The sequence below is a fragment of the Rossellomorea aquimaris genome (assembly GCF_000935355.1).
Taxonomy (GTDB): Bacteria; Bacillota; Bacilli; order Bacillales; family Bacillaceae_B; genus Rossellomorea; species Rossellomorea aquimaris_B.
Window position 1 is genome coordinate 1 of sequence record NZ_JXZC01000011.1, and the last position, 21,671, is coordinate 21,671.

Genomic DNA, 21,671 nt, shown 5'->3' on the forward strand with positions numbered 1-21,671 from the left:
ACTCACTAATTGACAGAGCCTTACAGAACGTAGGTTGAAAAACAACACTCTTTGCGAAAAGAGCGTTGTTTTTAGATGAGTCAATTATGAATTCGATTTGATCGATTCGATTGTAGAACGATCACATTGTTTTACCAACTTTACGATCAGTTCTTTGGCAGCGGCGTAATCATCTACATGGATCATGGATGCATGAGTGTGGATATATCTTGAGCAGATACCAACAACTGCACTTGGGACCCCTTCATTCGACATATGGACTCTTCCTGCATCTGTTCCACCCTGTGAAACAAAATACTGATAAGGAATATCATTTGATTCAGCTGTATCGAGGACAAATTCCCTTATGCCTCTGTGTGTTACCATCGAACGGTCAAGGATGCGAAGGAGAGCCCCTTTCCCTAATTGGCCGAATTCATTTTTGTCCCCTGACATATCATTTGCGGGACTCGCATCGAGGGCAAAAAAGATATCGGGATTAATCATATTGGCCGCTGTCTGGGCACCACGCAATCCTACTTCTTCTTGAACGGTAGCTCCGGAATAAAGCGTGTTTGGAAGAGATACTCCCTGAAGCTCCTTTAATAACTCAATGGACAACCCACACCCATAACGATTATCCCAGGCTTTCGCAAGAATCTTTTTCTCATTCGCCATAGGGGTAAATGGACAAATCGGAACAATTTGCTGCCCTGGCTTAATCCCGATTTCAAGTGCATCATCCCGGTCATCCGCCCCGATATCAATGAGCATATTCTTGATATCCATTGGCTTTCTGCGTTGTTCTTCTCCCAGCAAGTGAGGGGGGATACTTCCGATCACACCCGTAATAGGGCCGTTAGCCGTAATGATTTGAACACGCTGGGCAAGCAGTACCTGACTCCACCAGCCGCCAAGGGTTTGAAAACGGATCATTCCATTATCCGTAATGGACGTGACCATAAAACCTACTTCATCCATATGTCCCGCAACCATGACAACAGGGTCCTGGCCGTTGCCTTTTTTCACTCCAAACACTCCACCCAAACGATCCTGCACAATATCATCTGAGTACCTGGATAATTGTTCTTTCATAAATTTACGTACCGCATGCTCATTACCAGGTGCTCCAGGCAATTCAGTCAATGTTTTAAATAGTTCCAACGTATCTTGTTTCATGTCATATGCCCCTTTTATATAAAATCTACTTTATGTATAATCTTATTTTACAGAACTTTCGAACGTCTTACCACCAATTGAGAAGAAAAGCAGTTCTCTTTTTTATTATATCTTTGATAGAATGTACCTATAGATGGAAAATAATCGAGAATGGCAAAGGGTGGCGCAGATCCCCTGAGAACGGATGGGATGTTTGATCAACCCCCCCTAACCTTGTCAGAGAAACATTTCAAATACTCAATGCCTGTGGAGGGAATAAACGATGAATTGGAAATCTTTCATGATTGGAATCGGAATCGGAGCAGTTGGCGGATACTTCATTAAAGAAAAATTGGATGACTCAAGCTTCGTTTCTGCAGAAAAAGTATTAAAGGATGTTAAACTATCTTTTAAAAAAGATGGGAACATCGATGGCTCCTGGATCGGGATGAAGCCTGAAGATTATCAAAAGCACTCCCTCACCACGAAAGTCTATAAAGGTGGCGTATCCAGAAGAAAAAACGGGGAGCTTGAGCAATATGAGTTTTTAGCCGATGCGTATACGGGGACGGTTATCGACGTTTATCCTTTAGGATAGATAAGCCGAGCCGCCTGGTCAGAACGACAAACGGTTAATATAAAAGAATGATCCCGAAACTTACTTACAGTCCCGGGATCATTCTTTTTGCGTTTATTTTCCCCTCAGTACCTTGTCGATGACTTCTCCATCACGATTCCACTTTATCCCTCTATACACCGCATCATGATAGAAAAGGAACCAGTATTGTCCTTCAATTGCTTGATTGATCCACTTTTCTTTGGCATTGATGGACGTCATCGGATAATCATCGTAAGCGAGTACCCAGAGTGGATTTTTGTGTGCGTGAGTAGGCATGATATCCGCCATATGAATGAACTTCTCTCCGTCTTTCTCTAAAAGGATGATCGAATGCCCGTCACTGTGACCTCCTGTATGTACCATTGTGATTCCAGGTAGGACTTCCTTTTCTCCCTGGAACGTCTCGACTTGAGATTGAATGCTTTCCCAATTTTCTTTCCAATATGTATTTTGGGAACGGATATTAGGATTTCTCATTTCATCCCATTCCACCTGGGAGGTGTGAATGATTGCATTAGGGAACACAGATACAAGCTCATCTCCCTCATATTTCGTTAATCCGCATGCGTGATCGAAATGCATGTGAGTCATCAGCACCACATCAATATCATCCGGCGTCAAGCCCAGAGCTTCCAGGGAGGCTTCGATATCCGACTCTTCGTGCACTCCATAGTTGCGCTTTTGTTTATCATTCAGCTTCCCTTTACCAATACCGGATTCAATTAATACGTTCTTGCCTGCCCATTGGAAAAAGAGGGGATCGGTTCGTAATTCGATTTGATTCAAATCATTCACAGCATATTTTTTTGACCAAAGAGGCTTCGGAACCACTCCAAACATAGCTCCCCCATCCATGTGAGTGACGCCTCCATTCAGCCAGTGTATCGTTAGATCTCCAACTTTCATCGTTTCCATTATGACTCCTCCTTTGTTCATACCCTTTTATTTTATCAGAATTTATGGACAACTTATAGGTGGATGCTTAAGGTGGCTGGTAACACTCATGAAAATATAAAAAAACAGCCCTGCGAGATCGCAAAGCTGTTTTAGCATTGAATTATTGATTTTGATATTTTGCTTCAACCCGGTAGATTCTTTGTCCTTTGGCTGAGAACTTTTCTTCGTATTCTGTCATGATATTGCCTTCGAACTCACTGTTGTGAAGGTCCAGACTCAAGAAATTCAGATGCAGGCCGTACCATGAGAAGCTCTTTAATGAGTACTCGAATAGGCCTTGGTTATCTGTCTTAAAGTGGATTTCTCCGCCCTTGATCAACACATCTTCATAGAGCTTCAAAAAGTCCTTATACGTCAATCGGCGCTTTTCATGACGGTTTTTAGGCCATGGATCAGAGAAGTTCAAGTACACTCTGCTTACCTCTCCTGATGCGAAGTATTCAGTCAGATTCTTTGCATCGACATTTAACAGCTTTACGTTCGGAAGCTCAGCTTCGATTAAACGATCAAGAGCTGTTACAATGACGCTTTCATATAATTCGATTCCAATATAATTAACGTCCGGATTGGCTCTGGCCATTTCCGTGACAAATTGACCTTTTCCTGTTCCTACCTCGATGTGGATAGGATTTTCATTACCGAACTCTTTATTCCATTGACCTTTTATCTCTTGGGGTTCTGCCACCACATACTGTGGATGGTCACTGATTTTCTCAGAAGCCCACGGTTTATTACGTAAACGCATGTAGACACCTCTTTTTTTATTATCGAAAAAAACATACCATGACTATCCTTCCTGTGCAAGAGCCAAAATAGAGCAAATCACCACACCTTCAGAGGTCCGTCCCTCAAAAAGTGCGCATAATTGAAAAAGGAATTCACACACTATTAGTGAATTCCTTTTTCGGGTCTGGTCATTTTGAAGGGCTGAAAAAGTACGTGTTTTCTTTAAATCTTTGAGAGACGAAAATGAAAGGGTGTACTCTATGCCTTTAAATTCACAGAATCAAATGCAGTTATTATCAGATATCTTAAGCAATCACAGTGCGGATTGCTGCGGTTCGGTATCTGAATGTGAGCAAGTTGAACGATTGGTGAAGTCATTGATGGTTAACGCTGATATTCATGAAAACGTAAAACCTGTCCTGCAGGAAATTTATCAGTACAGTCAAAGCGGGATATCCTCACCCGACTTATCGAACCATATTACGACCAATCAAGAAAACTTGTCCCAATGGGTTACGGATATGAATAGCTACTCTTAATAAATCAGATCACCTTGTGCAGGTATTCAATCCAATGATTCATCTCGTGGAATCGAGCTTTTCCTTTATGCCACTGAATGGATAAAATCGTTTGTGCCACCACGTACCATTTCATTCGCAGCTTTAAGTTATCGGTTAACTCAACGCCGTATTGAGTTAACCAGCCTTCCCACTGGTCCTCAGGGATATACCAGTATAATAACAGACCTACGTCAAAGGCCGGGTCTGCAATCATGGCCCCATCCCAATCAATTAAATACAACTGGTTGTAATCAGACAGCAGCCAGTTGTTATGATTAACATCTCCGTGGCAGACCACATACTCCTCTTGTTGAACATCCAAAAGCTCTTTTTGAAGAAACAGGAGCGCCTCTCTGATAACTGGTAATGAAAGAAGATCGAATTCTAAGCCTGTTTCCACTTCCGTGAGCATATGCTCGGGTTGAAACGGCTCTTTCCCCAAGCGTTCAAGCATTGTTGAAAGCGGCTTAGAGGAATGAATCTTATTGAGGAGCCTGGCCACTCTTTCATCCTTCATCTCTTCAGGCTTTAGTTCTCTCCCATTTAACCAGTGCTGTGCCGTTATGACGTCCCCGTTTTCCATTCTTTTAGTCCAAACTAGCTTAGGCACAATTCCTTCTGCTGATAATACAGCTACAAAGGGAGAAGAATTACGTTTAAGAAATAATCTCTGCTCTTGATACTGAGCAAAGAACGCTTCTCCGGTTGCACCGCCTGCGGGGACTATTTCCCAATCTTGGTCAAATAAGTGTTCCAATATATTCACCTTCTATTGGTCCTTTGTCATGTTTATATGTTCATTTACGATATTTTTAAATTCAATTATTAATTGTAAAAAAGGTTTTATAAAATAAAAAAGACAGCTATTGGGCAATACAATCAATAGCCATCTGTTTAAGATTTTATCGTCATCTTGCGTTTTCGTCAAGCACTGGAATGAACTGTTACCTTACAAATACATAGGAAGAGACGGGTTCAAGGGTTATGGTTGGCACTTCTACCTCATAAAGACCCTTTACATTTGCCCGATTACCATCTGACAAACAAATCCAATCTTTTCCTTCCGGAAGAGAATACTCACATTTTTTCGTATCAGAATGAAAGACCATGAAGATCTCATTCCACGGACCATATGGGTGTACATTCCGATAATGAACGACGACAAGATTTTCAATGCTATGGGATACTTCCACATGCTCCCGGATCAAGCCGCTCTTATGGAAACGGAAGGCGCCGTGACTTTTACGGATTTGGATCAGCGCTTTAACGTATTGGACCACATCATCATATTCTTCTCTTCTAATCCAGTCTAATTGATTGATTTCCACTGGAGAATTGTAGCTATTCTCAATGCCCTTTTTCGTTCGGTAGAACTCCTGTCCTGCATGAAGAAAAGGGATTCCCTGTGATAACAGCACCATCGTCGTTGACAATTTATGGCGATCCATAAGGGTTTCTTCATCTTCATTTAAACAAGCCTTCATTTTATCCCAAAGGGTGTGGTTATCATGTGATTCCACATAGTTGACCGATTGGGTCGGTTCTTTAAAGAGTCCTCTTTCTCCACTTTTCATCCCGACACTTCCCGTCAGGACGAGTTCTACCTTTTGTTCCAAATGACCGTGACCGAGGGCAAATCCTTTGTCATATAAGTTAAAGGTACTTCCTTTAATGGTGTCCCTGAACCAATCATTGAATTGACCGATTCCTTGAAGCTGATGGGCGTTACGCAGGTTCGCTTTTTGATGAGTGGGCAGAGGCGTATTCAGGTCCCAACCTTCACCTATTAGAATCGCTCCCGGCAAGACCTTCTCCACTTCTTCACGGATTGTCGCCATGGTCTCAATATCAAGAATTCCCATGAGATCAAAACGGAAGCCGTCGACACCGTATTCTTCTATCCAATAAAGAATCGAATCAACGATGAACTTCCTGGCCATCAGGCGTTCTGACGCAAAGTCATTTCCCACTCCAGTGCCGTTTGACGGTAAGCCATTTTCATCATGACGGAAGAAATATCCTGGCACGAGCTTTTCGAAAGATGAATTCTCCCGAATGAAAACATGGTTATACACCACATCCTGTATGACCCTGATATTTTCTTCATGAAGGCTTCGAATCACGCTTTTCAGTTCATTGATTCGCTCATAGGGATCTTCAGGTTTTAAGCTGTAGCTTCCTTCCGGTGCGTTAAAAAACAAAGGATTGTATCCCCAATTGTAGCTTTTATCTTCAGGGTGATCCGTTACGCCATCGAAATCATTTACAGGAAGCAGTTCAACATGGGTGATCCCCAGTTCCTTCAGATACTGGATCCCACTGCTGAATCCTCTTGGAGTAGAAGTCCCTTTTTCTGTAAAAGCACGATACTTTCCCCTGTATTTCATTCCGCTTTCTTTTTGAGCTGAGAAATCCCGGATGTTCAGTTCATAAATGACTGCATCCGTAGGGGATGATAATGGCGGAAGAGAGGAAAGTGCCTCACATTTATCCAGGTTTATCACACGTCCCCATTCACTACCGTATGAAACGGATTTAGCGTATGGATCGATTGATTCATCCCACACTAAATTAATGCACGTTAGAATCGTATAATAATACCCATCTACATCCGTATTCACCTTGCATTCCCATACGCCGTTCTCGACTCTCGTAAAAGGATACTGGATTTCTTCATCATCAGGGGATTTCAGTTTTAATCTTACCTCTGTTGACGTCGGAGACCATACTTTAAACACGGTGCACCCTTCTTGGTATGTAACACCAAGGTCATCCCCGTCGTAATAATAGCGTTGATCAAATTCTTCTGTTCTAATGACCGCCCCGATCTGCAGGTCTGTCTTTGTGTTATGTTCATCTACCACTTCATACATTTCACCTAAGATTACCTTTTCACCCTGGATCGTCGTGACATATTTCATGGCATCATTCAAGGGAATCTTTTCTTCAATGTGAAGAGCTATTTTTTCACTTCCCTTCATCAGGGAGAAGTGACTGGAATTACCTTCATGATAATCGTACGGAAGAATCATTGTAATCGTATTGAATGTATCTAAAAACGCATCGTAATGCCTGCTAATGACTAACACTTCTGCCACCCACTTCTGTTTAACATTTTCCAACTCATTGGAAGAACATGCACCTTCAATTCATCAGCCTTCTTTAGTTCTTCAATTGTATCTCCGTCTGCGTGAACAGGTACATCCTGACTCGACTGAATTGTCATCCTTTTTCCCGAACACGTGCTGACTTCTTTGAAAGCCGTATGTTTTCCGAAGAATACGGATAAAAAGACCAAGAGTAATTTCCACCTCGATAACCCGTGGACGAGAGTCATATCAATGTATCCATCTCGCGGACAGGCCTGCGGGGCGATTTTCATACCTCCCCCGAAAAAAGGCTGATTCGAAATCGTCACAAACCATACCTTGTGGAACCGCTGTTCTTTTCCATCGACTGTTATCGAAAGAGTAAAAGGTTTAAACGTAAACGCTTCCTTACAAAGAAGGATAGGATAGATCAGCTGCCCAAGGGACCATTTGTTCAACCATTTTTTAAATGAAGAACGATTGGCCTTCCGGGCAACTTGGGCATCAAAGCCTATTCCTATATTATTCACGAAATGCCCATTTGGTCCGCTGTTCATGGTATATTGCCCAGAATCCAGAAGCACGATATCCTCTTTTTGTAATCCTTGCTTTATTAAGGTATATGCTTGTTTTTGATTGTTAGGCCATTTATAGCCTCTTGCAAAATCATTACCACTTCCTGATGGAATATACCCTATAACGACCTTGTCAAAACCGATTGTTCCATTGACCACAGAGTTCATGGTGCCATCTCCACCGACTCCCACTACAAGGAGCAAGTCCTCAGGAAATTGGTTGACCTTACTTGCGACAATGCTCTTTACGTCCCCGGGCTGCTCCGTCACAAAAATTTCATGGGGGATGTCGATGGTTTGACTAAATCGATTCCAGGAAGATAAGGAATGATGATTCTTTGCAGAAGGATTCACGATAAAAATCGTTTTCATTGTTGATTCTCATCTGATCCAACAGCTTGTTCTTCCCACTGAAGTCTTTTGAAAGAAGTAGTTTGGCAATACTCCATGATGGCTTGTGCCGCTTTCAGCTGCACACTCTTGATTGGAGAAGAGCTTGAGCGCTGCTGCTGGAACCATTCGTTGTGCAGCCGCTTGTCCAGAAACTGGATGCCCCCTGGAGCCTGTGGGTAATCTATGTATCCATTCCTGCTTATTACACCTTTATAGATAGGGAGCTCCACTCCTGCATATTGGATGATCTGATGGAGTATGCTCTCCATCCTCCTGAGCCCGATTATAGGGTTTAATACCTTTGTCTCGACATCTCCCCATTTTTTCAACCAGAATCGTTCGCCCGATCCTATATAGGCGGTTCCTTCCTCAAATTCAAGAAAGGTCAAACACCAGATTCCTGTCGGCGTGATCAGAATGGTTTCGAGTTCTACTGGTGCATGTTTAATTTTCAGAACCGGGTTGTACATCACGAATATGTTATCCGGGAAGCGCTGAAGCAAATAGCGTAACCGCTCGTCATAATGATAGCTGTTATCCACATAGGACTTCTCCATAAGCGTGGAGCTTGCCCACCTCAACTGAAAATCAAATACAAGGTCCAGGAAGGAAACCTTTAATTCTTCCTCTGTAGAGATATCTTGGTGTGAATCCATTTCAATTTCAATTTCATCATCATTCCCCTCAGTAGAAATTGGCTGCTCCTCTTCTCCAGGATCTTTCTTTATAAAGAGTGAAAAGAGCTTCTCCTTCATGGAGTTCCTTTCCTCTTCTTGCACTTCATCCTTAATGATTGGTGTAACCGGGGGATGATCACCATTTTCCCAATGTTGTTTCATTTTTTCCCATTGCTGCTTTTTTAATCGGACAAATTGGGAAGGATATCTATATAAATCCATTTCGTACCTGGAAACGTAATCTTGAAGTTTAATCAGCTGTGCCATATGAATCTATCCTTTCATGACGGTCGATTTGCCTGTAATGATTTCGTGTAAATGGCTTCATACTTCGGGAGTCTATCTAAGTGAGTTTGAAATAACACAATTTCTCCTGCTGTAAAGGAGTGGGTATGCGTCGGCTGAAACGTATTCAACCATTCGGTTGTAAACGGGAAAGCATTATTCCACTTTCGCCCTACTGTGATATGCGGAGAAAAAGGTCTCTTATCTAATTGAAAGCCCGCTTCTTCACACGAACTATACACACGGTCCCGAACCCGTTGTAATGCTTCTGATGGCTGAACACCCATCCAAAGTATTCTGGGTGAATCACTTTTGCCAAAGATGCCGAAGTGATCAAGGGTTAAAGGGAAAGCAGAACACTCGAGAGCCTCTACTTTATGGATCACGGGTTGAAGTTCATCCGCACTCCCCAAGAAGGCCAGTGTAAGGTGATAATCCTGTGGGTGCACCCAGTTCTTAAAGAAATTCTCATCCTTCATGGGCTGCGTCCACTTTTGGATATGGCGTTTCGTTTCTTGAGACAGGGAAAGAGCAAAGAAATAGTGAGCTTTCAACATATCACTCGTCCTTTCATTTGTTACTACCATTTTAGCAAAATGTGTCATGAGAGAGAATGACCAGGGAGAAATGCAATAAAAATGAAATACAAAGCGCATTTATTTGATAAGATTTATCTGAATTAGTACGATAGTATAAGAAACGTTTTCTGAAAGGAAGTTGAACATGAAAGTTGTACAAAATATTGCTGAATTGATCGGGGACACCCCCCTTGTCAAATTGAATCGCCTCAATCCTGCTGATGGGGCGGATGTGTATGTTAAATTGGAATTCTATAATCCGAGTAAAAGTGTGAAGGACCGTGCAGCCTTTCAAATGATCGTCGAAGCAGAAAAGGAAGGGTTATTAAAAGAAGGCTCGACCATCATAGAACCTACAAGTGGAAACACCGGTATCGGCCTTGCCATGAATGCAGCTGCAAGGGGATATCGTGCTATCCTAGTGATGCCCGATACAATGACTCAAGAGCGTATTAACTTGTTGAAGGCATATGGAGCTGAAGTAGTCCTGACACCTGGAGATGACAAAATGCCGGGTGCTATTGAAAAAGCGAAAGAATTAACAGAGAAAATCCCAAACAGCTTCATGCCGATGCAGTTTGAAAACGATGCGAACCCGGATGCCCACAGGAAAACGACGGCTCTCGAGATTGTCGAAGCCATGAAAGAAATCGGCAAGCCATTATCTGCATTTGTTGCGACTGCGGGAACCGGGGGCACGATTACAGGGACAGGTGAAGTGTTAAAAGAGCACTACCCCGATCTTGCCGTTCATGTAGTGGAGCCGGCGGGATCTCCGGTTCTTTCTGGAGGAAAGCCAGGGAAGCATAAATTAGTTGGGACGAGTCCCGGATTTGTTCCAGATATCCTAAATACGGAAGTGTATGATGAAATTCATAAAATCGAAGACGAGCATGCCTACGATATCGCCCGCAGAATGGCCAGCGAAGAAGGAATTCTCGTAGGGCCATCATCAGGAGCCGCTTGTTATGCAGCCATTGAAGTGGCAAAGAAATTATCACCCGAAGATGTAGTCGTGTGCATCGCCTGTGATACAGGAGAAAGATATCTTTCAAGCGACCTGTTTAGATTTTAATGACAAAACCGCTCATCGAGCCGGACAATACAAAAGAGGCTGCGCCCATGACTGCGCAGCCTCTTTCTTATGATTATCTGACCTTATGATACTGGGTGATGAAATGTTCAGGAGAAGACTTTACAACGAACGTCCATACTCCTTCAATCGTGTGAAGATACAAGAAAGTATAGTAAGCTGACAAAGGCTTGCTTGTCACATCCATCACGTCCTTGATGGTGAAACTTTTCGTAGGAGTCTCGATTCGATCCACATATAAATAAAGATGCTCCTCCGTCTCTACCGTGAATTGCTGGTTGTCTTCTATTCTTCGTTCTGTCTTCATAAATGGTTGTGAACAAATCAATCTCATGTAAAGCCTCCAACTATTTTACCGGGCTTTGCTCCCTTTTTCTTTCACTAAAGAGTACCTGCAGCCTTTTCGTTACAGGACCGGTTTTTCCATCGCCGATCGTCTGCTCATCAATCTTAATGACGGGCATTACTTCTGAAGTCGTGCTTGCAATGAATACCTCATCCGCTTCGAGAAGCTCACGTACAAGGAACGCCTCTTCTTGAAAAGAGATCTTATTTTCCTTGCATAAACCTTCAATGACTCTTCTCGTAATACCATTGAGAATCAAGTTTGTCGCGGGATGTGTGTAAATGACACCGTCTTTCACCATAAATGCATTTGAAGAAGAGCCTTCCGTTACCGTATCACCACGGTGCAGAATCGCTTCAAAATGCCCCTCGGAAGCAGCTTCCTCCTTTGCCAGCAGGTTTCCAAGAAGATTCAAGCTCTTAATATCACATCGGAGCCACCTGATATCCTCCAAAAGCTTTGCTGTTACACCACGCTCCATTTGTTGAGAAGGAACTGGAAAATCCTTCGTATAGGCAACGACACTCCCTATTACATCTCCCGAAGGAAAATGATGCTGACGGGCAGACACACCGCGAGTCACTTGTAAATAAACGATCCCGTCCTTCACTTGATTGGAATCGATGAGCTTCAGAAGATGCCCAGTCAGTTCTTCTTCTGAATATGGAATAGCCAGTTTCATCTTTTCAGCACTTTGGTAAAGCCGCTCCATATGCTCCTTCATCGTGAACGTGTTTCCTCCGTACACGCGAATCACTTCATAGATCCCATCCCCGAATTGATACCCTCGGTCCTCTATATCGATTTTTGCATTGTCACGATCCACAACTTCCCCATTAATAAATACTGAATTCATACTACTCTCCCCTTGTCTCTCTTAAGATTCACATGCTAATTCATAGATGGCCTGAGCGTAAATAGCCGTTGCTTTAAGGAGATCCTCTATATACATATATTCATCCTTCTGATGTGCAATATCTTCACGGCCGGGGAACAATGCCCCGAAGGCTACACCCGCCTCTAAACTTCTGGCGTAAGTCCCTCCACCGATGCTTAATAACTCGCCTCTTTCACCGGTTTGATCCTCATATACTTTTTTCAGCGTTTGAACGAGTTCATCATCTTTAGACACATGATGAGGTTTACTATCCGAAAAGTTTTCGATTGAATAGCCTTCTATGTTCTCAATGATCGCCTTTCCTTTTTCCATCTCGAACGTTACAGGATAACGCATATTCAATCCTAATCGTCCGCCTTCAGCATCTGAATAGCGAAGCTTCCCTACGTTGATCGTTAGATCTCCTGTAATATCGTCCCGATAGCTCACGCCTAGCTGGATCCCTCTTGAATCTTTAAAGAAATGCTTTGTCGTGAACGTAAAGAACTCTTCTCCTTGAGATGATAGAGGCAGCTGAGATAAGTAAGCTGCTAAATAGAGGCCCGCATTCTTACCATTGTCAGGCTCCATTCCATGGGAAGACACACCTTCAACTTCAAAAACAAGCTCTCCGTTTTCAATGTAATAGTTGCCTTTGATATCTTCTTCCTTTGTGAAAATTTCAAAGTTTTGAACCCATTTTGTATGGTCCTCATCCACTAGAAGGACCGCCTTTGCATAGTCAGGAACCATATTGTAGCGGCGGCCCGACTCGAAGGACAGGACTTTTATGCCCGGTTGGGACGCATCCGTCGGGATTGTTTGAACTAAATCATAGTCGGCAATCCCTTTTTCTGCATGGATGATGGGGAAATCGGCATCAGGAGCAAATCCCATTGTAGGCATTTCTTCTTTTTTGAAATAATGCTCTACACATCTCCAGTCACTTTCCTCATCTGTTCCGATGATCATCCGGATCCGCTTATTAAAGGCGGGATCAAGATCTTTTACGATTTTCATGGCATAGTAAGCAGCCATTGTAGGACCCTTGTCATCGATCGCTCCACGGGCATAAATCTTACCGTCTTTTATCTCACCGCCATATGGGTCGACACTCCATCCATCCCCTTCTGGCACAACATCCACATGACAAAGGATACCGAGGAGATCCTTCCCTTCACCAAATTCTAAATGCCCTGCAAGATGGTCGACATTTTTAGGAGTGAATCCGTCTTTCTCCCCTAATGCTAACAGGTAGGTGAGAGCTTCCTTCACCCCTTTGCCAAGTGGCGCATCTTCAGTCGCATTCTCTTCATCCAGCACACTTTTAATTTGCAGGAAATGTTGCAGATCCTTCAGCAAATCGTCTTTCCGCTTCTCTACTTCATTCGTCCAATTAATACTCATTCATTTCCACCTGCTCTATATGTATTTACTTCTCTTATCATTTTATACTGTTTCATGGGGAAATCCAAACAGAGAGAATCCGGTAGAATGACTATGTAAGTGCAGGGCTCAGTCAATCAGCGTGTGCCTGATCGTGAAGTTAACTTGGTGCTCCTATGAAATAATTTGTTTTTGAAACAAACGCTCAACGTATCTACAATTTTTTTATTTTTGTGTATTTTAGGCAGTCCGAATTCAGAAGCACAGAGTGGATTGTAGCGGAAGGCACTTGACTCCTGCGGGAAATAGAGGAAAGGTCGAGACCCCGCAGGGCAAAGCCCGAGGAGGCTTGACTTCCTCCCCGGGGAATCTTGTGCCTGGAGCGGAAAGGAACGGTCCACGTTTTTGTTCCTACACTTGTCCTCTAGCGCAAATCCACTACTTCCTTTCTCATGTGAGATGGCAATCATCTATACGAATAGAACTTTATAAGATAAAAATACATATATTTAGCATTTTATTCATATCTTAGGAATACAGCCAGGAGTTACTACGTAAATTGTTTGTAAATTTGGACAATATTCTAGAAATTTTGTCGGATTAGGGTTACAATGTAATTGTCTGACATCTTATGAGTAAACTTTATATGTAGAAAAGGGGTTGTCTAAAGCGCATAGTACATATGGTAGCACGTGAGGTGCACAAATGTCGCATGTAGTCTTTGCCTTTCGGAAAAATGATGAGGGAGTGGTTCTTTGAAACCTTCAACCAATCGTATGCTCACTAGAATCAAAGCTGTATACATGTACATTAAACAAAAGGGTACTGTAACAACTCAAGATCTTGTAGACGAATTTGGCATTACTCCTCGCACCATACAAAGAGATCTCAACGTGTTAGCCTATAATGACCTGGTCCAGAGCCCGAGTCGGGGGCAGTGGACAACTACGGAGAAGAAAGTAAAGATGACATCATAAACGAAAAGCGGAAGGGCTTTGCCCAGAGGCGACAAGCATAAGACGAACCTGCCGAAAAGGCGGGTTTTTGCCTTTTTGGCGTTCTTGGCTTATGACCTCGAGGGACTAGCCGCCGGAGCTGAACAATAAGAATAGCGGACTTAAAATTTCATAAAAAAGAAACGGGGCAGCACCTTTACCAAAGGGTGCTGCCCCGTTTTTTGTTTATTCCGGCTTGTATTCCTTAAGGAGCGTGACTTCCTCATCCGTCAGCTCACGGTATTCGCCAAGCTCCAGGTCTTTATCCAGCTCAAGTGGCCCCATCGTCAAACGCTTCAAATACATGACGCGCTTGCCTACGCTTTCGAACATCCTTTTCACCTGATGGAATTTACCTTCTGTAATCGTCAATTCAATATCAGAGGTTATACCGGATTTTAAAATCGTTAATTTCCCCGGCTTAGTTTCGTAACCATCATCCAACGTGACTCCATTTTTGAAAGCTTCCACGTCCGCTTCCGTCACTTCCCCGTCAATCACGGCAAAATACGTTTTCGGAACGTGGCGCTTCGGAGAAAGGAGCTGATGAGATAATTGACCGTCATTCGTAATGAGAAGGAAACCTTCTGTATCCTTATCCAGTCGTCCAACCGGAAAAGGATTGAATATTTGATCTTCCAATTGAAGCAGATCAATGACGGTTTCATCCTGTCCATCTTCAGTTGCTGAGATTACACCAGGCGGCTTATTCATGAGAAGATAGATGAATTCACGATACTCGACCTGTTCTCCGTACAACATCACCGTATCCTTCTCCGTATTGATATGTACCTTTCCATCCTTAATGACTTCTCCATTGACCTGAAGACCGCCATCCTTTAATAATTTCTTTACTTCCTTCCGGCTGCCGTAACCCATATTGGCAAGCATTTTATCTATTCTCAAAATTACTCACGCTCCGTTTATGTTAATTTCTTTTTCTTCAATGCTGATTTTATTAGTGATTTGACCCTTCCATAGGCACTTACCCATTCATGTTTCTATTCTTAACATAGGCTACTAAAGGTAAGCAACTATGAAAAAAATATTTGAGGTGAAACATATGTATCCATATCGACAACAAGGTTCAGGTGGGCTATTGATCCCTATTCCACTCCCTGGAGGCGGCGGTCAAGGATATCCGGGGTTTCCTGGTCAAGGTTATGGCGGCGTCAACGACCGGTTAGACCGACTCGAAAGACAATATGAGCGTCTGGACCGTAGAGTCGACCGCTTAGAAAGAAAAGTAGAGCGACTTGAAAGACAGCTTGGATATTATAACAATTAGTATTCGGATTTTTTAATGGTCCAACAATGTCGAAATCGACGCAATCATTCAAATAACGGGGGCAAATCAACCCTCCTGCTCTACTAAATAAACTCTCAATAAAAAAAGGGATGATCGGCATGTATCATCCCTTTTTCTTTACCCTATGCGAAGTTTACTGCGAATTCTCGTTACTTTATCTCCGAATAATCGATCTGCCAATTTACTTCTTAAGCTTAAGTAGAAGTAAACGAGTGCTCCCACTCCTCCACAGATTGCAACGAGAATAATCGATTGGAATCCGGACTCCGGATTAAGGAATTGGACCAATACACTGTATAGCACCAATACCACCACTGCCATTATGGCATTCAAGGCTCCAATGAACATGGTTCTTCTCATAATCAATCGGAATTGATATCTCGCGTATTTTTTAATGATGTATAAATTGATTAGAATCGCTACCGCATATCCAATCACAGTGGCGATGACTGCCCCTTGAGTTTCGAACAAGCGAATCAGCGGAATGTTCAGGACAAGCTTGAGAAGTAAGCCGACAAGCAAGCTGAAAATGGTAAATTTCTGCTCGTCGATTCCTTGAAGAATCGCTGCCGTAACGGCAAATAAAGCAAAGAGTATCGCAACAGGTGCATACGATCTTAAAATAGACGTTCCTAATTCGTCGCTGTGATAGAACATTGTATACGTCGGCTCAGCTAAAAGCGCGATTCCCAAAGCTGCCGGAACGGTTAGAAACAATAGGATTTGAAACGTTTGGTCGATGTTTCTGCGCATTGTTTTCCGGTCATCGCTCGTATAAGATGTCGTAATCAAAGGAATCAGCGTCATGGAAAAGGCGGTTGCCAAGGACACCGGAATGATCACCAGCTTATGAGTATAGAAGTTTAACACGGCGAAGGCATGGTCAGAGATTTTTGCGTTTCCGATATCCGCCATCGCTGTATTAAAGGTGATCTGATCGACCAGTTGAAACAATGGATTGGCGAGCCCCACAAAAATGAACGGAATCGAATAAGCGATGATTTCCTTGTACATCGATCGTAATGAAATCTCTTCCTGACCGCGATCTTCCTCTAACAACTCATCTAAATGAGGCTTTCGTTTAAACCAATACCAAATCAAAGCACCAAGACTTGCCAGTCCACCGACAAATGCAGCAAATGTGGCTACGGCGATGGCGGTCGTCACTGATCCATCCATTATATTTAATACAACATAAATTCCCCCGAGTAAGAACACAATACGGACAATCTGTTCAATCACCTGGGAAACCGCCGTCGGGCCCATGGATTGATGCCCCTGGAAGAATCCCCGAATCAAACTCATAAACGGAATAATGATCAGTGCAAAGCTTACCGCACGTATGACCGTTGTTACCTGTGCAACTGATATCACCTGCTCGTCACTTTTAATCGTCATTTCAGCAAAAACCGGCGCAAATGCATACATAATGAGGAATGATACAATCCCCGTCAACGTCATTAACACCAGGCCTGATTTAAATAACCTTCGCCCTACGGCATATTCCCCTATGGCATTATATTTTGAGACAAATTTCGAAACGGCCAGCGGCACTCCCGCAGTAGCCACAGTCAGAAAAATGGTATAAGGTACATACCCATACTGATAAAGGGATGCCCCTTCTTCATGACCTTTTAACAAATCATCAAACGGTATAACATAAAAAAGACCTAAAAACTTAGAAATAAAGGTCCCTAACGTCAAGATAAACGTTCCTCTTATTAATTTAGATGACATAGTATCCCTCTCTATATATCTTGTTGCCCGTTAAACAAACAAAATAAAATCAAACTCAGAAATTTACACACTATCAGTAGTTTACTACTGTACGAATCGAATGACAATTTTTTTCGAATGTTGTATTTAAAACCTATCCCATTTAAAATAAGGTGAAACTTCTTAATAAGAAGCGAATAGGTAAAGTTGGTGAAAAATTATGGTAAAGAAATACGATGTCATCGTCATAGGCGGCGGACCATCCGGCCTGATGGCCAGTATCGCAGCCGGGGAAAACGGCGCGAAAGTCCTTCTTGTAGATAAAGGAACCAAGCTTGGCAGAAAGCTCGCAATTTCAGGAGGCGGCCGCTGCAACGTGACCAACCGGCTCCCCGTTGAGGAAATCATCAAACATATCCCGGGGAACGGACGTTTTTTATACAGCGCTTTTTCTGAGTTTAATAATGAAGATATCATCTCTTTCTTTGAGAAACTTGGTATTCAACTAAAAGAAGAAGATCACGGAAGAATGTTCCCGGTTTCGAACCGGGCCATGGATGTGGTCGAAGCGTTATTGACGCGCATGAAGGAATTGAAGATCGACACCCGGACAAGCACAAGTGTCGAGGAAGTGTTATATGAAAACGGCGAGACGGTCGGCATCCTCTTAAAAGATGGGGAAACGATCACTGCAAATGCTGTCGTGATCGCGGTCGGTGGAAAATCCGTTCCCCATACCGGATCCACTGGGGACGGATATCCATGGGCGACGAAAGCCGGTCATACAATCACGGATCTGTTTCCGACAGAAGTTCCCCTTACGTCGGACGAGCCTTTTATTAAAAAGAAAGAGCTTCAGGGCCTTTCTTTAAGGAGCGTCGATTTAAGCGTATTGAACCCTAAGGGAAAGAAAATCATCACGCATAAAATGGATATGATTTTTACTCATTTAGGGATTTCCGGACCGGCCGTGCTCCGATGCAGTCAATATGTGGTGAAGGCCATGAAAAAATGGAACCTGACACATGTCGCTATGCAGATCGATTCCATGCCTGATCAAAATGAAGAGCAGCTCTTCCAATCTATCAACAAGCAGGTAAAGGAAGAAGGGAAGAAAGCGGCGAAAAATATCTTCAAAGGGCTGGTCCCTGAGCGATATCTGCTGTTCTTACTGGATCGTGCAGAAATCGATCACAATGAAAAAGGGGATCACATCTCTTCAGAGAAAATCCGCCATTTCGCAAAGCTCTTAAAACAATTCACTTTCAATGTGAACGGGACACTATCCATCGATAAGGCCTTTGTAACGGGCGGAGGGGTGTCCATCAAAGAAATCGAGCCGAAAACGATGGCTTCGAAAAAAATGAATGGCCTTTTCTTCTGCGGGGAAGTGCTTGATATCCATGGATACACAGGTGGTTATAACATCACTTCCGCCCTCGTAACCGGACGCCTTGCGGGGTTGAATGCGGCGAAGGTATGATAGTAAAAAAAGAAAGGTTGATCCTCCTATTCAGAGCGATCAACCTTTTTATTTTCTATATACGACCATGGCCGAAAAACAATAAATCTGGTCCTCCACTTCCTCCGACATCGCCGCTACGTGGTATTTAATATCGACGATCTTTTTATCATCCATTTTACTGAGGAATTGGTTCATATCTTTCTCTAAATCTTTTTCATGCTCGTAGTCGAAGACCTTTACCTGGATCATGGAATCCCCTCCCGTATCGTTTTTGGTATTAGTATTGTCAGAATAGTGAGTTTTCAAACGATTCAGTAGAAATATTTTTGGAGGGTGAGGGCGGATTTGTTACGGGTAGTGTGGTGTTTTTTGATTTCGCTGATATATATTTTCGATTTCGCTGATAAAATGAAAATTTCGCTGATATATCCCGGATTTCGCTGATAAAATAAATATTCCGCTGATATACCTCCGATTTCGCTGATAAAATACCTTACCTTCACATTAACCCTGCTCAAAATCACCTAATTTCAACTGAAACACTTAATAGTGTCTTGATTGTTATCAAATCTCTTCACTATCAACAAAAAAAGCCCCCCAACCTCCTTCACTCCGACTTACAAGCGTCCCACTAAGAGAAAGGATACATATTCCATCCCATTTAATCAGCTTAAAATATGACAATATATTCATTTTTTGTATAAATACTGCAAATTTATTATAATTTTCTCAATTTTCATTTAATATAAGTACATTAGTCATTTAGGAGGGATTTAATGAATCAATTACAATTAAGCAAGAATCGTTTACTAGCAATTTTATTTCTTTTCACCCTCATCTTGACCCCCTTGCACTCAACTGAGACTCCTACAACAGTAAACGCATCAATTGATCATGCAGATCTAGAGCAGCAAATTCACGATATACTTGCAGACGAACGCTTAGATGGCGCTATAGGTTCTGTCAGTGTGCGTGATGCTGAAAGTGGTGAAATTATTCTTGATCGCTTAGGGGATATACGTTTGAAAACTGCCTCAAATATGAAGCTATTGACTGCAGCTGCAGCTGCTGCCCTTCATACACTTGGGCCCGATTACACATTCAAAACAGAAATATTAACCGATGGAAAGATTGTTGGTAATGTCTTGAAAGGAAACCTATATCTAAAAGGAAAAGGTGACCCTACCCTTTTAAAAGACGATTTTGATAAAATGGCAGCATTCTTAAAGTCCAATCATATCAAGACGATCCAAGGGAATATCATTGCAGATGAAAGTTGGTACAACTCGGTAAGGCTTTCTGAAGATATGATCTGGAATGATGAATCGTATTACTACGGTGCTCAAATCTCAGCTCTTACAGCCTCACCTGATACGGATTATGATGCTGGTACCGTCATCGTTGAAACTACCCCTACACAAGCCGGACAGCCAGCAGATATTAAACTTTCTCCTGAGACAAGCTATCCGACCGTCATTAACAAAACAAAAACCATCGAAAGCGGAACACGATCGATCAGCGTTTCCCGAGAACACGGGTCCAACAATATTGTGGTAGAAGGTTCTATACCGGTCGATAGTTCAACTGCCCGGTCTTGGGTGACGCTTTGGGAACCTACTGGTTATGCACTGGACTTATTTAAGAAATCACTTGTACAATCAGGAGTCCATGTCAAACAACACCAGGGTGACTATGGTGAAACCCCGGCAGATGCTGAAGTCCTGTTTACAAAAGAGTCCATGCCACTCTCTGAATTATTGGTTCCCTTCATGAAGCTAAGTAACAATACGATTGCTGAAACATTGGTGAAAGAAATGGGACGGGTCGTTCATCATGATGGTAGTTGGGAAAAAGGGCTTGAAGTGCTTGAAGACTACGTTTCAATTCGTGGTTAAATACAGATACCATGAGAATTCGAGATGGCTCTGGTATATCCCATGTCACGAATATTCCAGCAAATGAATTGTCAAAGTTACTTTACTCAGTTCAACAAGAGGAATGGTATCCGGTTTATCTGAACGCTCTTCCAGTTGCAGGTGCAAGTAACCGGTTAGAGGGAGGAACCTTGAGAAACCGCATGAAAGGAACCCTTGCTGAAGGAAATGTAAAAGCCAAGACAGGAACGATTACGGGGGCTACCTCACTTTCCGGCTACGTGACGACTAAAGATGGAAAAGATCTTGTATTCTCCATCATCTTAAATAACTTTATGGCTAGTAACTTAAGGGATATTGAAGATAAAATTGCTGTTGCACTGGCTGAGTATGATACAAGTAAAGAACATGATTAAAATAGGTTAAATTAAAAAGCACGTTCCCTTAAAAAAGGGAACGTGCTTCACATAAAACCCATTATTTCTTCTCTGCTGTCTCACCGGCCCAATTCATCATGCCGCCTTCCATGTTCACCACTTTATATCCTTGCTCCTGCATGTAGTGAGCGACATTTCCGCTGCGGTTTCCTGAACGGCAGATGAAGATATACTCTTTGTCTTTATCAAACTGATCCAGTGACTCAGGAATTTCGCCCATCTTGATATGCTTCGCTCCCGGGATCACCCCTTCTGCCACTTCTTCATCTTCACGAACATCCACTAAAAGCAGATCTTCCCCATTCTTCAACTTCTTTTCCAACTCATCAGTCGTAATCGTTTTAATCGTTTCCATTGTCATCTTCCTTTCATCATTCACTCACCATAATTGTACCAAAGCCCGTCTCCCAAACAAAAATATCAGATCGAAACCAGTGAATAGAGGGACGGACCTCAGTGGAATGCTGATTTAAAGCGATCTCAGAATAAAAACCGGCCCAAATAGAGGTCCGTCCCCTCGAAATAGAAAGAAGGGACGGACCTTGGTGAAATACAGAATCCCCAATTGATAGCATTT

At 42.7% G+C, this 21,671-nt stretch carries 23 protein-coding genes; 8 read left to right on the top strand and 15 right to left on the bottom strand.

Features of this window, described 5'->3' with window-relative positions:
• Window positions 1–84: 84 nt before the first annotated feature.
• A complete protein-coding gene (locus TV75_RS18515; protein ID WP_044340295.1) occupies window positions 85–1,158 on the bottom strand; it encodes a M42 family metallopeptidase in 1,074 nt (357 codons plus the stop codon).
• Between the two features lie 262 nt (window positions 1,159–1,420).
• Between TV75_RS18515 and TV75_RS18520 the strand changes: the two genes are divergently transcribed.
• Window positions 1,421–1,735 carry a PepSY domain-containing protein gene (locus tag TV75_RS18520; RefSeq protein WP_044340296.1) on the top strand — a complete coding sequence of 105 codons (315 nt, stop codon included), beginning with the start codon at window positions 1,421–1,423 and terminating at the stop codon, window positions 1,733–1,735.
• 93 nt (window positions 1,736–1,828) lie between these two features.
• Here TV75_RS18520 and TV75_RS18525 read toward each other — a convergent pair whose 3' ends face one another.
• Window positions 1,829–2,671 (bottom strand): YtnP family quorum-quenching lactonase, encoded by an 843-nt coding sequence (locus TV75_RS18525; RefSeq protein WP_044340297.1) that lies wholly within the window; start codon window positions 2,669–2,671, stop codon window positions 1,829–1,831.
• A 142-nt stretch (window positions 2,672–2,813) separates the two neighbouring features.
• Window positions 2,814–3,458 (bottom strand): tRNA (guanosine(46)-N7)-methyltransferase TrmB, encoded by a 645-nt coding sequence (gene trmB / locus TV75_RS18530; protein ID WP_044340298.1) that lies wholly within the window; start codon window positions 3,456–3,458, stop codon window positions 2,814–2,816.
• A gap of 241 nt (window positions 3,459–3,699) precedes the next feature.
• On the opposite strand from trmB, the gene TV75_RS18535 reads away from it, so the two are divergent.
• A complete protein-coding gene (locus tag TV75_RS18535) occupies window positions 3,700–3,978 on the top strand; it encodes a YtzH-like family protein (protein WP_044340299.1) in 279 nt (92 codons plus the stop codon).
• A 4-nt stretch (window positions 3,979–3,982) separates the two neighbouring features.
• Here the strand turns inward: TV75_RS18535 and TV75_RS18540 are convergent, their stop codons facing one another.
• The 5 genes from TV75_RS18540 to thpR form a co-directional block, all read right to left on the bottom strand.
• On the bottom strand, window positions 3,983–4,756 hold the full coding sequence (locus tag TV75_RS18540) for a phosphotransferase family protein (RefSeq protein ID WP_044340300.1): 774 nt from the start codon (window positions 4,754–4,756) through the stop codon (window positions 3,983–3,985).
• A 187-nt stretch (window positions 4,757–4,943) separates the two neighbouring features.
• Window positions 4,944–7,088, bottom strand: coding sequence for a type I pullulanase (pulA, locus tag TV75_RS18545; RefSeq protein WP_044340301.1), 2,145 nt, complete (start codon window positions 7,086–7,088; stop codon window positions 4,944–4,946).
• Window positions 7,082–8,035, bottom strand: a complete 954-nt coding sequence (locus tag TV75_RS18550) for a diacylglycerol/lipid kinase family protein (protein ID WP_044340302.1) — start codon at window positions 8,033–8,035, stop codon at window positions 7,082–7,084. The genes pulA and TV75_RS18550 overlap by 7 nt, the downstream gene beginning before the upstream one ends.
• Window positions 8,032–9,000: a nuclease-related domain-containing protein gene (locus tag TV75_RS18555; protein WP_044340303.1), complete on the bottom strand. Its 969-nt coding sequence runs from the start codon at window positions 8,998–9,000 to the stop codon at window positions 8,032–8,034. The genes TV75_RS18550 and TV75_RS18555 overlap by 4 nt, the downstream gene beginning before the upstream one ends.
• A 14-nt stretch (window positions 9,001–9,014) precedes the next feature.
• The gene (thpR, locus tag TV75_RS18560) at window positions 9,015–9,575 is read right to left on the bottom strand and encodes an RNA 2',3'-cyclic phosphodiesterase (RefSeq protein WP_044340304.1); all 561 of its coding nucleotides are present in this window, start codon (window positions 9,573–9,575) and stop codon (window positions 9,015–9,017) included.
• Window positions 9,576–9,741: 166 nt separating this feature from the next.
• Here thpR and cysK point away from each other — a divergent pair, with 166 nt between their 5' ends.
• Window positions 9,742–10,671 (top strand): cysteine synthase A, encoded by a 930-nt coding sequence (gene cysK / locus TV75_RS18565; protein ID WP_044340305.1) that lies wholly within the window; start codon window positions 9,742–9,744, stop codon window positions 10,669–10,671.
• A 73-nt stretch (window positions 10,672–10,744) separates the two neighbouring features.
• Here cysK and TV75_RS18570 read toward each other — a convergent pair whose 3' ends face one another.
• The 3 genes from TV75_RS18570 to pepV are packed head-to-tail and all read right to left on the bottom strand — an operon-like array spanning window position 10,745 to window position 13,319.
• Window positions 10,745–11,023 (bottom strand): hypothetical protein, encoded by a 279-nt coding sequence (locus tag TV75_RS18570; RefSeq protein ID WP_044340306.1) that lies wholly within the window; start codon window positions 11,021–11,023, stop codon window positions 10,745–10,747.
• A 13-nt stretch (window positions 11,024–11,036) separates the two neighbouring features.
• A complete protein-coding gene (gene dat, locus TV75_RS18575) occupies window positions 11,037–11,891 on the bottom strand; it encodes a D-amino-acid transaminase (RefSeq protein ID WP_044340307.1) in 855 nt (284 codons plus the stop codon).
• A 21-nt stretch (window positions 11,892–11,912) separates the two neighbouring features.
• Complete coding sequence (gene pepV, locus TV75_RS18580) at window positions 11,913–13,319, bottom strand: dipeptidase PepV (RefSeq protein ID WP_044340308.1); 1,407 nt, start codon at window positions 13,317–13,319, stop codon at window positions 11,913–11,915.
• A 734-nt stretch (window positions 13,320–14,053) separates the two neighbouring features.
• Between pepV and TV75_RS18585 the strand changes: the two genes are divergently transcribed.
• Window positions 14,054–14,275, top strand: coding sequence for a DeoR family transcriptional regulator (locus TV75_RS18585; RefSeq protein WP_044340309.1), 222 nt, complete (start codon window positions 14,054–14,056; stop codon window positions 14,273–14,275).
• A gap of 204 nt (window positions 14,276–14,479) precedes the next feature.
• Here TV75_RS18585 and TV75_RS18590 read toward each other — a convergent pair whose 3' ends face one another.
• Window positions 14,480–15,184, bottom strand: coding sequence for a pseudouridine synthase (locus TV75_RS18590; RefSeq protein WP_374057060.1), 705 nt, complete (start codon window positions 15,182–15,184; stop codon window positions 14,480–14,482).
• A gap of 172 nt (window positions 15,185–15,356) precedes the next feature.
• Between TV75_RS18590 and TV75_RS18595 the strand changes: the two genes are divergently transcribed.
• Window positions 15,357–15,581 (top strand): hypothetical protein, encoded by a 225-nt coding sequence (locus TV75_RS18595; protein ID WP_082051358.1) that lies wholly within the window; start codon window positions 15,357–15,359, stop codon window positions 15,579–15,581.
• Between the two features lie 138 nt (window positions 15,582–15,719).
• On the opposite strand, the gene TV75_RS18600 is transcribed toward TV75_RS18595, so the two are convergent.
• The gene (locus TV75_RS18600; RefSeq protein ID WP_044340311.1) at window positions 15,720–17,339 is read right to left on the bottom strand and encodes a putative polysaccharide biosynthesis protein; all 1,620 of its coding nucleotides are present in this window, start codon (window positions 17,337–17,339) and stop codon (window positions 15,720–15,722) included.
• A gap of 199 nt (window positions 17,340–17,538) precedes the next feature.
• Here TV75_RS18600 and TV75_RS18605 point away from each other — a divergent pair, with 199 nt between their 5' ends.
• Complete coding sequence (locus tag TV75_RS18605) at window positions 17,539–18,801, top strand: NAD(P)/FAD-dependent oxidoreductase (protein ID WP_044340312.1); 1,263 nt, start codon at window positions 17,539–17,541, stop codon at window positions 18,799–18,801.
• Between the two features lie 48 nt (window positions 18,802–18,849).
• Here the strand turns inward: TV75_RS18605 and TV75_RS18610 are convergent, their stop codons facing one another.
• Window positions 18,850–19,032, bottom strand: coding sequence for a sporulation protein Cse60 (locus tag TV75_RS18610; protein ID WP_044340313.1), 183 nt, complete (start codon window positions 19,030–19,032; stop codon window positions 18,850–18,852).
• A gap of 527 nt (window positions 19,033–19,559) precedes the next feature.
• Between TV75_RS18610 and dacB the strand changes: the two genes are divergently transcribed.
• Both dacB and TV75_RS22420 read left to right on the top strand, forming a co-directional pair.
• Window positions 19,560–20,678, top strand: a complete 1,119-nt coding sequence (dacB, locus tag TV75_RS18615) for a D-alanyl-D-alanine carboxypeptidase/D-alanyl-D-alanine endopeptidase (protein ID WP_253275568.1) — start codon at window positions 19,560–19,562, stop codon at window positions 20,676–20,678.
• An 11-nt stretch (window positions 20,679–20,689) separates the two neighbouring features.
• Window positions 20,690–21,073: a D-alanyl-D-alanine carboxypeptidase gene (locus TV75_RS22420; RefSeq protein WP_253275569.1), complete on the top strand. Its 384-nt coding sequence runs from the start codon at window positions 20,690–20,692 to the stop codon at window positions 21,071–21,073.
• A 61-nt stretch (window positions 21,074–21,134) separates the two neighbouring features.
• On the opposite strand, the gene TV75_RS18620 is transcribed toward TV75_RS22420, so the two are convergent.
• Complete coding sequence (locus TV75_RS18620; RefSeq protein WP_044340314.1) at window positions 21,135–21,449, bottom strand: rhodanese-like domain-containing protein; 315 nt, start codon at window positions 21,447–21,449, stop codon at window positions 21,135–21,137.
• Window positions 21,450–21,671 lie beyond the last annotated feature (222 nt).